14 protein-coding genes are annotated in these 12938 nt (G+C 72.0%); 5 read left to right on the plus strand and 9 right to left on the minus strand.

Translation table 11 applies throughout. The annotated features are described in order from the left end of the window. Positions 1-137: 137 nt before the first annotated feature. The 4 genes from AB0F13_RS12800 to AB0F13_RS12815 form a co-directional block, all read right to left on the minus strand. A complete protein-coding gene (locus tag AB0F13_RS12800; protein ID WP_362079626.1) occupies positions 138-1082 on the minus strand; it encodes a hypothetical protein in 945 nt (314 codons plus the stop codon). 106 nt (positions 1083-1188) lie between these two features. After that, positions 1189-2178, minus strand: a complete 990-nt coding sequence (locus AB0F13_RS12805) for a BadF/BadG/BcrA/BcrD ATPase family protein (RefSeq protein WP_362079629.1) — start codon at positions 2176-2178, stop codon at positions 1189-1191. A 102-nt stretch (positions 2179-2280) separates the two neighbouring features. After that, positions 2281-2955, minus strand: coding sequence for a uracil-DNA glycosylase (locus AB0F13_RS12810; protein WP_362079632.1), 675 nt, complete (start codon positions 2953-2955; stop codon positions 2281-2283). A 79-nt stretch (positions 2956-3034) separates the two neighbouring features. Further along, positions 3035-4129, minus strand: coding sequence for an NADH:flavin oxidoreductase/NADH oxidase (locus tag AB0F13_RS12815; protein WP_362079635.1), 1095 nt, complete (start codon positions 4127-4129; stop codon positions 3035-3037). A gap of 135 nt (positions 4130-4264) precedes the next feature. Here AB0F13_RS12815 and AB0F13_RS12820 point away from each other — a divergent pair, with 135 nt between their 5' ends. Further along, positions 4265-4654 (plus strand): helix-turn-helix transcriptional regulator, encoded by a 390-nt coding sequence (locus AB0F13_RS12820; protein WP_362079638.1) that lies wholly within the window; start codon positions 4265-4267, stop codon positions 4652-4654. Between the two features lie 63 nt (positions 4655-4717). On the opposite strand, the gene AB0F13_RS12825 is transcribed toward AB0F13_RS12820, so the two are convergent. From AB0F13_RS12825 to AB0F13_RS12835, 3 genes are all read right to left on the minus strand, one after another. Beyond that, a complete protein-coding gene (locus tag AB0F13_RS12825) occupies positions 4718-6058 on the minus strand; it encodes an FAD-dependent oxidoreductase (RefSeq protein WP_362079641.1) in 1341 nt (446 codons plus the stop codon). Between the two features lie 136 nt (positions 6059-6194). Then, complete coding sequence (locus AB0F13_RS12830; RefSeq protein ID WP_362079644.1) at positions 6195-6812, minus strand: helix-turn-helix domain-containing protein; 618 nt, start codon at positions 6810-6812, stop codon at positions 6195-6197. Between the two features lie 208 nt (positions 6813-7020). Further along, complete coding sequence (locus AB0F13_RS12835) at positions 7021-7893, minus strand: undecaprenyl-diphosphate phosphatase (RefSeq protein ID WP_362080245.1); 873 nt, start codon at positions 7891-7893, stop codon at positions 7021-7023. A 380-nt stretch (positions 7894-8273) separates the two neighbouring features. Between AB0F13_RS12835 and AB0F13_RS12840 the strand changes: the two genes are divergently transcribed. Further along, complete coding sequence (locus tag AB0F13_RS12840) at positions 8274-9155, plus strand: isocitrate lyase/PEP mutase family protein (protein WP_362079647.1); 882 nt, start codon at positions 8274-8276, stop codon at positions 9153-9155. A gap of 60 nt (positions 9156-9215) precedes the next feature. Here AB0F13_RS12840 and AB0F13_RS12845 read toward each other — a convergent pair whose 3' ends face one another. Further along, entirely contained in the window at positions 9216-9938 is a 723-nt protein-coding gene (locus AB0F13_RS12845) for a TVP38/TMEM64 family protein (RefSeq protein ID WP_362079650.1), read from the minus strand. A gap of 165 nt (positions 9939-10103) precedes the next feature. On the opposite strand from AB0F13_RS12845, the gene AB0F13_RS12850 reads away from it, so the two are divergent. Continuing rightward, positions 10104-10316: a hypothetical protein gene (locus AB0F13_RS12850; RefSeq protein ID WP_362079653.1), complete on the plus strand. Its 213-nt coding sequence runs from the start codon at positions 10104-10106 to the stop codon at positions 10314-10316. A 113-nt stretch (positions 10317-10429) separates the two neighbouring features. Beyond that, positions 10430-11275, plus strand: coding sequence for a fused MFS/spermidine synthase (locus tag AB0F13_RS12855; protein ID WP_362079656.1), 846 nt, complete (start codon positions 10430-10432; stop codon positions 11273-11275). 61 nt (positions 11276-11336) lie between these two features. On the opposite strand, the gene AB0F13_RS12860 is transcribed toward AB0F13_RS12855, so the two are convergent. Beyond that, positions 11337-12341 (minus strand): hypothetical protein, encoded by a 1005-nt coding sequence (locus AB0F13_RS12860; protein ID WP_362079659.1) that lies wholly within the window; start codon positions 12339-12341, stop codon positions 11337-11339. Positions 12342-12424: 83 nt separating this feature from the next. Here AB0F13_RS12860 and AB0F13_RS12865 point away from each other — a divergent pair, with 83 nt between their 5' ends. Beyond that, positions 12425-12877, plus strand: coding sequence for a DUF4442 domain-containing protein (locus AB0F13_RS12865; protein WP_362079662.1), 453 nt, complete (start codon positions 12425-12427; stop codon positions 12875-12877). The last annotated feature ends 61 nt before the right edge of the window (positions 12878-12938 follow it).

Below are 12938 nucleotides of genomic sequence, written 5' to 3' on the forward strand. Positions count from 1 at the left end.
CGTGAGCCGTGAGCCGTGAGCCGTGAGCCGTGAGCTCAAGCCTTGGCTCCCGAGCAGCGGGAGCCTCCCGGGCCCTGACAAGCCCGGAGGGGCCTCCGGACAACGGAAGCCCCTCTCGTGCGGGTCTGCGCTACGCCTCAGCGAACCGGCGCGCCCTGCGGGGCCGGCTGAACGGCGATGCCCAGCGCGGCCGCGTACTTGGCCAGGGCGAGCTTGCCGATCGCGGGGTACGAGCCCAGCGGCTCGGCGGCCGAGCAGCCGGCCTCCTTCGCGGCCATGGCCGTCAGCGTCTCGTCGACCTCGGGGCCCACGAGGCAGGGGGCGAGCGCCAGATTGCGGGAGCCGGAGCCGCGCAGCTGGTCGGCGGCACGGGCGACAGCACCCTCCTCGTCCAGCGCGGCGGCCAGCACCGGCACCGCGAGGCGGGCGGAGAGCAGCATGCCGGTGATGCCGGCGGCCTGCACCGCCTCTTCGCCACCGACCGTCGCAAGGACGATGCCGTCCGCAGCTGTTGCAACTGTGAACAGTCGCGCGCGGTCGGCGCGGGCCAGCCCGGCCTCGGAGAGCCGTACGTGCAGCGCCTCGGCGAGCAGCGGGTGCGGGCCGAGCGTGTCGGTGAGCTCGCTGGCCGAACCGCTGTTCATGACGGACTGGCGTATCCGCCGCAGCACCGCGCTGTCCGGGCCCGCCAGGAGCGGCACCACGACGGCGTCGGGCGCCTGGGCCCAGGCGTCGGCGGTGGCGTCGCCCTCGCCTGCTTCACCGGCTTCGCTGCTGCGAGCGGCGCGCTGGGCGGTCGCGTAGGCGAGGACGGCATCCAGTGCCGGGAAGCCCTCGGTGTCCCCGCCGGCGTCGACGTAGCCGACGCGCGCGTCCAGGCCCGGGAGCTCGGAGCGGGCGATGCTCAGGGACTCCTCGGCGAGGCGGCGGGTGGTGGCACTGGGCGTCCCGGGCACGGCGAGCACCAGCGGCGGCGCACCAGCCGGAGCGGCCGCCGGCTCCGGCCGCCGGTGCCTTCCGGGCTGGCGGGGTCGCGGCATTCGTACAGGCAGGCCATTCGCGGGCCCTGTGGGGGAGCTCATGGCGCCGCATGTTAGCCGTTCATAGGACTCTGACGTTCGGGTGGGGGTAACTGAACAACGTCTGTCCTGATTTATTCACCAGTTCGTGCGATAAGGACGGATGTGATCAGCAAACGACGCGGAGCAGCATGTCGTCGGCCGGGAAGGTCAGGCTGTCCGTCGCCAGAGCCCTGGCCACGCGCAGTGCCCCGGCCAGCGGATCGCCCGCGGCGGCGACCGGCCGCACATCCGGGATTTGCTTTTGCAACTCCTCGTGCAACGGTGTCAGCAGGGGTGCGCCCATCCGGAAGACCCCTCCGGTGAGTGCCACTTCGCGGGCCCGGTGCGCAAGCGGTGGCGGGCAGGCCGCGGCGGCGGCCTCGGCGATGTGCCGGGCGGCTGTTCGTACGATGCCCGTGGCAACCGGGTCGTCGGGTGCGCACCGGCCCACTTCCGGGGCGAAGGACGCCAGGACGGCAGGCCGGTCCGGCCGCGGATAGAGCTTGCCGGGCAGTTCCCCCGCCGGGCCGAACACGGCCTCCAGGCGGCCGAGCAGCGCGTGCGAGCCCCCGGCGCGCCCGTCGTACGCGCGCATCGCCGCCTCAAGGCCCGCGCGTCCGATCCAGGCGCCGCTGCCGCAGTCGCCGAGGAGATGGCCCCAGCCGTCCACGCGCCGCCAACCGCCCTCCGGCGTCAGGTCGGTGCCGAGTGCGACCAGTCCCGTCCCCGCGGCCACGACCACTCCCGGCCGCTGCCCGAGCGCACCCGCGTAGGCGGTCACGGCATCGGAGGCCAGTGCGAGCCGGCGGGCCCCGAACTCCTCGCGGAGCGCGTCGGGCAGCACGGCACGGAGGTCGTCCCCAAGGGTGGCCATGCCGGCGGCACCCACGCAGACGGCCTCGCACCGCCGGGAGCCGGCCTTACGGAGCAGCTCCCGGGCCACGGGCAGCACGCGGTCGAGAAGGTCCCGCGCGTCGATGCCCCTCTCCCCGGTGCCGACCGGCACGGGGGAGGACCACGCCGACGCCTCACCCTCACCGTCGGTGCGGGCGAGCGCGACCCGGATGCCCGAGCCGCCCGAGTCGACCCCCAGTATCCAGCCGGGTACGGCCCCCATGGCGGCCCGTCACCCGGTCCTGCGGGCGCCGGCCCGGGCGCCAGCAGCCGTGCTCGTGGGAAGCGGCATGGCGCGCACCCTACCGCCGGCCGGGTCGCGGCGTCAGGGGAGCTGCCAGTCCACCGGAACCGAACCCTGCCGCGCGAGCAGGTCGTTGGCCCGGCTGAACGGCTGCGAGCCGAAGAAGCCACGGTCCGCCGACATGGGGGAGGGATGCGCGGACTCCACGCACGGAACCCCGCCCAGCAGCGGGCGCAGATTGCGCGCGTCCCGCCCCCACAGCACGGCGACCATGGGCTTGCCACGCTCGACCAGCGCGCGGATCGCCTGCTCGGTGACCTCCTCCCACCCCTTGCCGCGGTGTGCGGCGGGCTTGCGCGGGGCGGTGGTCAGTGCTCGGTTGAGGAGCAGGACGCCCTGCCGGGTCCACGGCGTCAGGTCCCCGTTGGACGGCCGGGACAGGCCCAGGTCGGTGTGCAGCTCGCGGAATATGTTCTCCAGGCTGCCCGGCAGCGGCCGCACCTCGGGTGCGACGGAGAAGCTCAGCCCGACGGCATGGCCCGGCGTGGGGTAGGGGTCCTGACCGACGATCAGTACTCTTACGTCGTCGAACGGTTGCTGGAAGGCGCGCAGCACGTTCGCGCCCGAGGGCAGGTACGTCCGGCCCGCCGCGATCTCGGCGCGCAGGAAGTCGCCCATCGCGGCGATCCGCCCGGCCACCGGCTCGAGTGCCTTGGCCCAGCCCGGTTCGACGATCTCGTTCAAGGGTCTAGCCACGGAGCGTCACTCTACTGGCTCAGCCCGTGCGCGTACGAACCCGCTGACGGGCACCGGCCGGGGCCGGCGCCCGCCGGTGTCAGACGGCCCAGCCGTACTGGTCCGGGGTGCGCACCTCGCAGCCCAGCGCCCTCGCGGCCCGGCGGGCCCAGGAAGGGTCGCGCAGCAGCTCCCGGCCGAGCAGGACCGCGTCGGCCTCGCCGTTGCTGACGATCTTCTCGGCCTGCTGGGGGTCGGTGATCAGACCCACCGCGGCCACGGGCAGCCCGGTCTCGTCCTTCACCCGCTGGGCGAACGGCACCTGATAGCCCGGCCCCACCGGGATGTGGGCGCCGGGGACGAGGGCGCCGGTGGAGACGTCGAGGAGATCGACGCCATGCGCCTGCAGTTCACGCGCGAGGCGTACGGTGTCGTCGCCCGTCCACCCCTCGCGGGGGTCCTCGGGGTTCTCCGTCAGCCAGTCGGTGGCCGAGACGCGGAAGAACACCGGCAGCTCCTCGGGCCACTCCGCGCGGACGGCGTCCACGACCTCCAGCGCGAGGCGGATGCGGTTCTCGAACGAGCCGCCGTACTCATCGGTGCGGTGGTTGCTGTGCGGGGAGAGGAACTCGTGGATGAGGTAGCCGTGGGCGCCGTGCACCTCGACGACCTCGAAGCCGGCGGCCCGGGCCCGTCGTGCGGCAGCCCCGAACCGGCCCACTATCTCCTTGACCTGCGCGGCTGTCAGCTCCTCGGGCACCGGGTGGCCGTCCTTGAACGGGACCGGGCTCGGGCCCACCGGCTGCCAGCCCTCCTCCGGGCCGACGGGCTCGCCGCCGCGCCAGGGCCGGTCCGTCGCGGCCTTGCGGCCGGCGTGGGCGATCTGAATGCCGGGCACGGTGCCCTGCTCCTTGAGGAACGCCGTGATCCTTCGCAGCGACTCGGCCTGGGTGTCGTTCCAGATGCCGAGGTCTGCGGGGCTGATCCGGCCCTCGGGGCTGACGGCGGTCGCCTCGACCAGGATCAGGCCGGTGCCACCGGTGGCGCGAGCGGTGTAGTGCGAGAAGTGCCAGTCGTTCGCGACACCCGCGTCGGGGCCGGACACCTCGGCCGAGTACTGGCACATCGGCGCCATCCAGGCGCGGTGGGGAATGGTCAGCGACCGCAGGGTGAAGGGCTGGAACAGGTTGCTCACGACGGGCTCCGTTTCGAGTTCGAGGCGTGGTCGGCTTCGCTGCTCCTACGATAACCCTCGTACTACGAAGGATGTCAAACTACGACGCCCATCGTACAATGGAGTCCGCCCGAGCCGCCCGACGAAGGAGCAGCCATGACGACGCGGACCAGCCGCTCCCTCGACCACCCCGCCCGCGACGAGATCCGCCTCGAAGGCGTCCTGCACGCCCTTTCGGACCCCATGCGGCTGCTGATCCTGCGGGCGCTGGCGGCCGAGGCGGAGGCCGAGCAGTCGTGTTCGGTCTTCGATCTCCCCGTCAGCAAATCCACCACCACGCACCACTTCCGGGTACTGCGGGAGAGCGGTGTGATCCACCAGATCTACCGGGGAACGGCGAAGATGAACTCCCTGCGCCGCGACGACCTCGACGCGCTCTTCCCCGGCCTGCTCGACAGCGTCCTCACCGCCTACGCGTGCCAGAGCGCCCGGCTCGGGCACGGCAGCGGCAAGGACCGGCCCGCCGACGAGGACGGCCGGGACTGAAAGGTCCCGCCGGGCGGGCTCAGCCCTCCTGCCCGACTGGCTCAGCCTCCCCGCCGGGCGGGCTCAGCCCTCCTGCCGGGCCGCCGTGAGCAGTCCGTCCCAGTCCGGGATCTTCACCCTGCCCCGGCCCAGCCGCTGCCCGAGCGCGGCCTCCGCCGCCTCGATCCCCAGCCAGCCCGGCCACCGCACGGGCTCCTGGCCCGCCGAGCGCAGCGCGGCGACCGGATCCGCCGGAAGCGGCCGTGCCGCGAGGGAGCCGGCATCGGCGAGCAGGGAGGCCACCGTCTCCTTGGCGCACGAGCGGTTGGTGCCGATCACCCCGGTCGGCCCGCGCTTGATCCAGCCCGCGACGTACTCGCCGGGCGAAGGGGCGCCGTCGCGCAGCACCCGCCCCTGTTCGTGCGGGACGGTCCCGCGCTCACCGTCGAACGGCAGCCCCGGAATCGGCACCCCTCGGTACCCGACCGACCGCAGCACCAGCTGCGAGTCGATCTCCTCGAACCGCCCCGTCCCGACCACACCGCCACGCCCGTCCGGCACCGTACGCTCGAACCGCACCGCCCGCACGGCGTCCTCGCCGAGCAGCGCGACGGGCCGCAGGAAGAAGCGCAGCCGGATCCGCCGTCCGTGTCCCCGCGCGGCCGACCCGGCCCAGCCCCGCAGCACTTCGACATTGCGCCGAGCGGCCGGCGACAGCCCCGACGGGTCCGTCCACGCCGGGTCCAGGGCCGCCTCGTCGTCCTGGACGAGCGCCTCCGCGCCCGGCAGGGCGCCCAGTTCCCGCAGCTCCTTCGTGGTGAACTTCGCCTGCCCCGGCCCCCGCCGGCCCACCATGTGGATGTCCGCCACCCGGCTCTCGGCCAGCGCCGCCAGGGCCGCGTCGGGCACGTCGGTGGGCCGCAGCTCCTCCGCACCGCGCGCCAGCACCCGGGCCACGTCGACCGCTACGTTGCCGACCCCGATGACGACGGCGGAGCGCGCCCCGAGCACGAACCCGCCGGGTGCGGCATCCGGGTGAGCGCTGTACCAGGAGACGAACTCGGTGGCCGAGAAGCTCCCCGGCAGATCCTCGCCGGGAATGCCCAGCCGCCGGTCGGCCGCGGCGCCCACGCAGTAGACGACGGCGTGGTAGAGGTCCAGGAGCCGCCGCGGCGCGAGGTCCTCGCCCACCCGGACGTTGCCGAGGAAGGTCACGGCGGGGTGTTCCAGGGCCTCCCGGAGGTTGTTCTGCAGCGACTTGATCTTCTCGTGGTCGGGGGCGACCCCGTAGCGCACCAGCCCGTACGGGCAGGGCAGGCGGTCGATCACGTCCACGGTCACGCCGGGGACGGCGCGCTGCTGCACCAGGGCCTGGGCGGTGTAGACCCCGCTCGGTCCCGATCCGACGACTGCGACTCGAAGCACGGAGGGCTCCTTCCCGCGAGTGAGTCCAGGATCTCACCGGGAGCCGGGTTACGGGAGGTGCAACGGCCGGCGGGGAGCCCGGCACCGCGTCCGGCACCGGTCGGCGGGCCGGGTGGTCCCCGCCGGCGGGGTGCTTTCAGACGCCCGGAGGCGGCGGTTCGGCACCGGGCGGGAAGCCGAGCTCCCAGGTGAGCCCGTACCGCTGGAACAGCTCCGCCCGCATCCGCGCGGCCGGCATCGGTGCCCCCGGCACCAGGATCGCCGTGACCGCGCCCATCAACTGGGCACGCAGCAGCCGGTAGTCGGTCTCCGGATCGGCGGAGCCGTAGCGTGTCACCGTCTCACGCAGCAGGAACGCCAGGCGCTGCTGTTCGGGACACTGGATGAAGCCCTCCGCCGTCAGGATCCCCGCCATGTGCGTGCGTATCAGCCGGGGCCGTTCGCACGCGAGCCCGAGAACGGCGTCGATGGCCCGGGCCATCAACTCGCGCCCGTTCTGCGTGCGCGGGTCCCGCTCCAGGCAGGCCGCCAGCTCCAGGTGCATCAGCCGGTGCACCGCGGACTGCAGCAACTGCCGCTTGCCGGGGAAGTAGTACGAGATCAGCCCGCGCGCCGCCCCGGCCCGGTCCGCGATGTCCGCCAGCGTCGTCGCCTCGTAACCGCGCTCGTCCACCAGCTCGACGGTTGCCCGCAGCAGCCGCTCGCGGGAGCGGCGGCGCAACTCCTCGTTGAGCGCTGCGCTGCGCGGTGACATGCCTTTAATCTCCTGCGTTGACTGGCTCCAAGCCAATATACTCAGCACGTATCCGGCTGTCCTGCCGCTGAGCAGGGCGTGGTCCGGTATGCCTGTTGATGTTCGGGCGACGCGGGGGATCGCCCGAACATCAACGGCCTTTCGTTGCGCTGTGGTGCCCTGTGGTGTCCGTCGGCCCCCGGCGCGTCCGCGTTCTCCGCCGCTCGCCTCAGCCCGTGAGCTCGCCCGCGTGCGGGGCGAGGGCGCCGGTGCCGACCAGGGCGAAGAGCAGGAGCCCGAGCAGGACGCGGTAGACGACGAACGGCATGAAGCTCCTGCTGGAAATGAAGCGCATGAACCACGCGATCACGGCGTAGCCGACGACGAAGGCGATGAGCGTGGCGAACACCGTCTGCGGCCACGCCGTGCGCCCGTCGCCCGCGTCCTTGAGTTCGAAGAGGCCGGAGGCGAGGACGGCGGGGACGGCCAGGAGGAACGAGTAACGGGCCGCTGCCTCACGGGTGTAGCCGAGCAGCAGGCCGCCGCTGATGGTCGCGCCCGACCGGGAGACGCCGGGGATCAGGGCCATGGCCTGGCATATGCCGAAGATCAGGCCGTCCTTGGTGTCCAGGTGCGTGAGGTCCTTGCGCTGTTCGACGGCCCGGTGCCTGCCGCCCTTCTCGTCGCGCGCCGTCAGGCGGTCGGCGATGCCCAGCACGATGCCCATGACCACCAGTGTTGTCGCGATCAGGCGCAGATCACGGAACGGGCCCTCGATCGCATCCTTGAGCACCAGGCCGAGCACGCCGATGGGGATCGAGCCGACGATCACCAGCCAGCCCATGGTGGCGTCATGGTCCCGCCGCATCCGCCGGTCCCACAGCGACCTGAACCACGCGGAGACGATGCGCGCGATGTCCTTGCGGAAGTAGATGAGGACGGCGGCCTCGGTGCCGATCTGTGTGATCGCGGTGAATGCCGCGCCGGGGTCCTGCCAGTCGGCGAAGGCGGCGGTCAGCCGCAAATGGGCGCTCGAGGAGACCGGCAGGAACTCGGTCAGCCCCTGGACGAGCCCGAGGACGAAGGATTCGAACCAGCTCATGAAAGTCTGTGCCATCCAAGTAATGGTCACGGCCGGACGTGTGGCCTGGCCCCTGTTTCCGTTGTTTCCGTGTGCGGTCATATGAAGAAATTGCGGGCGGAGCTTTTCACCTTTTGGTGAATGCGGCTGACGATAGGTCAGATACCTGCTACGGCAGGGGTGTCCGCTGGTGCGGGGCAGCCTGGTGGGCCTCTATGGGAGGGCCCTTGCGGCCCCATGTCCTCCGTGCCCGGGGCTCGTTGCCGGGCATGTCACTCAACCAGGCGACCGCACCGGTATTTCGAATCGTAGGCTCTCATTTTTCTGTAACCGTAAACACGTCATGTTGACCTTGAGACCAACAATTCACGCACTGTACGTGCCTACGTCAGGGGAAATTCATGCATCACGGCAGGGCTCTGCTGGACGAGGTCGCCTCCGGCCGGACCACGCCCCTCATCGGCGTCTACGACATGTATTCGGCGTCGATCGCGGCTCAGCACTACAACGGATTCTTCGTCTCCGGCTTCGGTTTCGCCGCCTCGTACTACGGGCTGCCCGACATCGGGTTCATCGCCTGGCCGGACATGGTGGGCTTCGTCGAACGCCTGCGTCTGGCGTTCCCCGCCCACCATCTGCTCGTGGACATCGACGACGGATACGCCGACCCCGAGGTCGCCTGCCATGTGGTCCAGTGCCTGGAACGGGCCGGCGCCTCGGGAGTGATCCTCGAGGACCAGCGGCGGCCGCGCCGGTGCGGCCACGCGGACGGCAAGCTGATCCTCCCGCTGGAGGAGTACCTGGAGAAGCTCGGCCTGGTGCTCGGCAGCCGCGACGACCTGCTCGTCGTGGCACGTACGGACGCGACCGAGGAGCCGGAGATCCTGCGGCGGGCCGCCGCGCTGGCGGCGACCGACGCGGACGTCGTCCTGGTCGACGGCGTACGCAGCGTGGAGCGGATTCACCGCATTCGCACGGTCATCGGGGACAAGCCCCTGCTCTTCAACCAGATCGCGGGCGGCAGGTCGCCGCGGCTCTCGCTGTCCGAGCTGACGGAACTGGGCGTGGACGCCGCCATCTACAGCACGCCGTGCCTCTTCGCGGCCCACAGCGCCATCGACGGCGCCCTGACCGGTCTGAAAGGGGCGGACGGCCGGCTCCCGGACCCCCGGTCCGCCGGTGCCGTGGATGTGGAGACCTCCACACTCCTGCTGGAGAAGAACATCAGCAGGCACCACCGCACGCCGCGTCCCGGCACCGTCCCGCCGACGGCGCCCCCGTGACTCGGTGAGGGCAATCGGACGCGGCCCGGGGGCAGGGTCCGAGCCAGGGGGCGAGCCCGGTCAGGAACCGGTGCGCCGGCCCGGCCCGGGCATCAGGGACTTCCGGCGCCAGGCAACGACGACGGCCGCCAGCCCGGTGACCGCGATGAAGGCCGTCGCGGCGATGAAGGTGGGCGAGGTGGGCGACGCCGCATGGCTGCCCGCGATGACGTAGGCCGCGGTGTTGGGCACGGTGCCCAGACCCGTCGCCAGAAGAAAGGGAGCCCATCCCATTCGTGAGACGGCCGCGCAATAGTTCGCCGCGGCGAACGGCACTCCGGGAAAGAGCCGCAGCGCCAGCATCGACCGGAAGCCGTGCCGGCTCAACTGCCGGTCCGCGGCCTTCAGCCACCGCCCGCGCAGCAGCGGCCGCAGGGCGTCCTGTCCCAGCAGCCGCCCGAGGCCGAAGGCCATGGCCGAGCCCAGTACGGTGCCCACGACGGCCGCCGCCGTCCCCAGCGGGGCACCGAACAGCGCGCCCGCGGCCAGGTTCAGCACCGGCCGCGGCACGAAGGCCGCCGTGCACAGCCCGTACGCGACAGCGAACAGCACTACCGCTGTACCGCCCGAGAGCTGCGGCGGCCAGCCACCGGCGAGCAACCTTTCGGGACGGCAGAGCAGCACGCCCGCGACCGCGGCGCCGAGCAGTACGACGAGCAGCCCCAGACGGGACCACGGGGACAGCAGCGCACGCATGCAGCGCTCGGCGAGGCCGGAGGACGGCACGGCGGCGGTATCGAGCATCGAAGGAGCGTAACCGACACCGCCGTAAGGGGGATGTGATGTCACCGAGCCGGTACGGAACCACAAGCTGCCGGTCACTTCCGCTCATGCTGTGCGGACGGCTCCCCACCAGTGGGCCGGGCAAAATCACGTGCCGCCGAGCGGGGCCCGGCCTAGGGTGCTGCTATGGAAGAGCGGTGGGAGGGAGCATCCGAACGGGCTGATCAGATGGCGTTGTTCGTGGCGGCGGAACGACGGGCGAGGCTTGCGCTGAGGCAGGGGCACCTGGAGAAGGTCCTCACCGCCCAGCAGCTCACGATGGTCATCCGTCACATGGTGCAGACGTGGATGGACGGTTTCGCGGTGGGCAGGGCGCAGCACGCCGGCGAACAGCCCTAGCGGACGCCACCGGGGACGATGACCGCGGCAGCGGGGCGCGAGGGATGACGCAAGGAGTACGGGAGGGACGCGTCGGGGCAACCGGGTCGGCACAATGTCGGCACAATGGAGACGTGGACGAACCGATACCCGTGACCCGTGACGTCGACTGGGGCACCGCCAAGCTCATGCCCGACGTGGACGTGGCACGGGCGTGGCTGCTGACCGTCAACGGCGCCCCCCAGTCGTATGTCGACCTGGACGACCCCACTCACCTCGAATTCGAGTACGCGCGGCGCCTCGCACACGTCCTGGACACGGTTGCCGAGGAGAGCCGGCCGCTCGACGTGCTGCACCTGGGCGGCGGCGCCCTCACCCTGCCCCGCTACCTGGCCGCCACCCGGCCCGGTTCGCGGCAGCGGGTCATCGAGGCCGACCGGGGCCTGATCGCCCTGGTCGGTGAGCACCTGCCGGTGCCCGACGGCTCCGGGATCGAGGTACGGGCCGGGGATGCCCGGGCGGCGCTGGAGGATGCCCCCGACGCCTGCGCCGACGTCATCGTCGCGGATGTCTTCGGCGGCTCGCGCGTGCCGGCGCACCTCACATCCGTCGAGTACGCCCGCACCGCCGCGCGGGTGCTGCGCCCGGACGGCCACTACACGGCGAACCTCGCGGACGGTGCGCCGTTCGGCTTCCTCCGTGCTCAGGTGGCCACCTTCGCCGCCGTCTTCGAGCACTTGTGCCTGATCGCGGAGGGTCCGATGCTCCGGGGCCGGCGCTTCGGCAACGCCGTCCTGGTGGCCGCGCACAGGGAACTTCCCGTGGCCGCACTCGCGCGCCGCGCCGCCGCCGACGCCTTCCCGGCCCGGGTCGAGCACGGGGCCGCACTCGACCGGTTCGCCGCCGGGGCGGCGCCGGTGGGCGACGCGCAGGCGGTGGCCTCGCCCGAGCCGCCCGGCGGCGCGTTCAGCGTCGGCTGAGCCGGCCGGGAAGGCCGGGACGCCGGGACGGGCCAGCGCGGGCAGCCGGCGGGCGCGTCGGTCAGGAGGACTTCAGCGGGCGGAGCGAGCTCATGATCTTCTTGATGGTGTCGTCCGGGAGCTCCCCGTCGATGCCCTTGTCGGCATAGAGCACCCAGGTGGCCAGGTCGCCGTTGGTGTCCTTGTACGTCACCGTGAAGGTCTTGCCGTCCGTCGTGCACTTGTCGGTCTTCTTCACGCCGGTGACCGTCGCCGAGGCCGTGTAGCCGGTGAGGCCGTGGTCGCTCTTGAAGGGCTGGGCCTTGGGCTTGCTGAAGGTGCCGGTCTCCTCCTGGTCGAAGGCCGCGTAGAGCCAGTTGACCGCCTCGATCTCGGCGGCGCTCGCCTCGCTCTTGGCACCCTGCGCGCCCTTGGTACCGGCGGCGCCCCGCTTGCTGTTCTTGGCGCACTCGCCCTTCTTGTACGAGGCGGTGGACGTCATCGTGATGAGGGGCTTGCCGTCTTTGTCCTCGAAGCCGTGGGACATGGTCGGCGGCTCGACCTCCCAGTCCGGCGGAACGTCGAACGCGTTGTGCCGCTTGGAGCTGACGACGGTCTTCCAGCCGTCGATCACCGGCTTGACCTCGCCGCCGGCGCGCGGGTTGTCCTCGGGGGCCGCCGCGCTCGCGCTCGGGGACACGGGTGCCGTCGCGGACGGCTTCGCGTCCTTCGCCGAGGGGTCCTGGCCGTCGTCGCCGTCGTCCTTCAGCACGACCACGCCAGTGATCACGGCCGCGGCGACGACCGCCACCGCCGCCGTGACGGCGATCACCGTGGTGCGCTTGCCCCGGCCGCCGGCCGGCGGCTGCGGGCCACCGGGCGCGGCCGGGGCTGTCCACTGCGGGGGGCCGGGGGGAACCGGCTGGCCGGGCTGCGGCGGTACGCCCGGCTGCGCGTAGGAATTGGGCTGCTGGTAGCCCGGCTGCTGATAAGGGTTGTTTTGCGGGTATCCCGGCTGCTGGTACGGGTTCTTGTGAGGGTCCTGCGGGTTCTGCTCGCCCCCGGGCGCCTGCTGTCCTGGCCACATGGCCGATAACCATAGAGGGCGATGGTGACACTTGTGGTCCGAGCCCCTTCACGGTTGTGCTACTGGCTGGTAACTTTCGGGTCATGTCACAGACCCAGCCCTCGATCGGGGACGCCCTGGCGGCCACCGTGCCCATGGTCCGTACCCTCAACCTCGTCTTCGAGGAGACCACCGCCGAGCGCGCCGTGGTCCGCCTGCCCGACCAGCCCGAGTACCACAACCACGTCGGGGGCCCGCACGCCGGCGCGATGTTCACGCTCGCCGAGTCCGCGAGCGGTGCGATCGTCCTCGCCGCCTTCGGCGACCAGCTCTCGCGCGCGGTGCCGCTGGCCGTACGGGCCGAGATCGGTTACAAGAAGCTCGCCATGGGCCCGGTCACCGCGACCGCCGAGCTCGGCCGCCCGGCCGCCGACATCGTCGCCGAGCTGGACGCGGGGGAGCGCCCGGAGTTCCCCGTGCGGATCTCGATCACGCGTGAGGACGGCGCGGAGACCGGTGAAATGACCGTTGTGTGGACCCTGCGGCCGAACAAGTAGCCGCTTCCGGTCAACCGGCGGGCCTCTTCGCGAGTCCTACCTCCAGTAGGCTTCCCGGCGT

Source organism: Streptomyces sp. NPDC026206 (assembly GCF_040638465.1).
Classification (GTDB): domain Bacteria; phylum Actinomycetota; class Actinomycetes; order Streptomycetales; family Streptomycetaceae; genus Streptomyces.

Excerpts from the sequence above, each read along its gene's own strand:
- AB0F13_RS12800 (WP_362079626.1), bottom strand. The coding sequence starts at position 1,082 with ATGAGCTCCCCCACAGGGCCCGCGAATGGCCTGCCTGTACGAATGCCG.
- AB0F13_RS12845 (WP_362079650.1), bottom strand. The coding sequence starts at position 9,938 with ATGCTCGATACCGCCGCCGTGCCGTCCTCCGGCCTCGCCGAGCGCTGC.
- AB0F13_RS12865 (WP_362079662.1), top strand. The coding sequence starts at position 12,425 with ATGTCACAGACCCAGCCCTCGATCGGGGACGCCCTGGCGGCCACCGTG.
- AB0F13_RS12850 (WP_362079653.1), top strand. The coding sequence starts at position 10,104 with ATGGAAGAGCGGTGGGAGGGAGCATCCGAACGGGCTGATCAGATGGCG.
- AB0F13_RS12830 (WP_362079644.1), bottom strand. The coding sequence starts at position 6,812 with ATGTCACCGCGCAGCGCAGCGCTCAACGAGGAGTTGCGCCGCCGCTCC.
- AB0F13_RS12805 (WP_362079629.1), bottom strand. The coding sequence starts at position 2,178 with ATGGGGGCCGTACCCGGCTGGATACTGGGGGTCGACTCGGGCGGCTCG.
- AB0F13_RS12860 (WP_362079659.1), bottom strand. The coding sequence starts at position 12,341 with ATGTGGCCAGGACAGCAGGCGCCCGGGGGCGAGCAGAACCCGCAGGAC.
- AB0F13_RS12820 (WP_362079638.1), top strand. The coding sequence starts at position 4,265 with ATGACGACGCGGACCAGCCGCTCCCTCGACCACCCCGCCCGCGACGAG.
- AB0F13_RS12835 (WP_362080245.1), bottom strand. The coding sequence starts at position 7,893 with ATGAGCTGGTTCGAATCCTTCGTCCTCGGGCTCGTCCAGGGGCTGACC.
- AB0F13_RS12840 (WP_362079647.1), top strand. The coding sequence starts at position 8,274 with ATGCATCACGGCAGGGCTCTGCTGGACGAGGTCGCCTCCGGCCGGACC.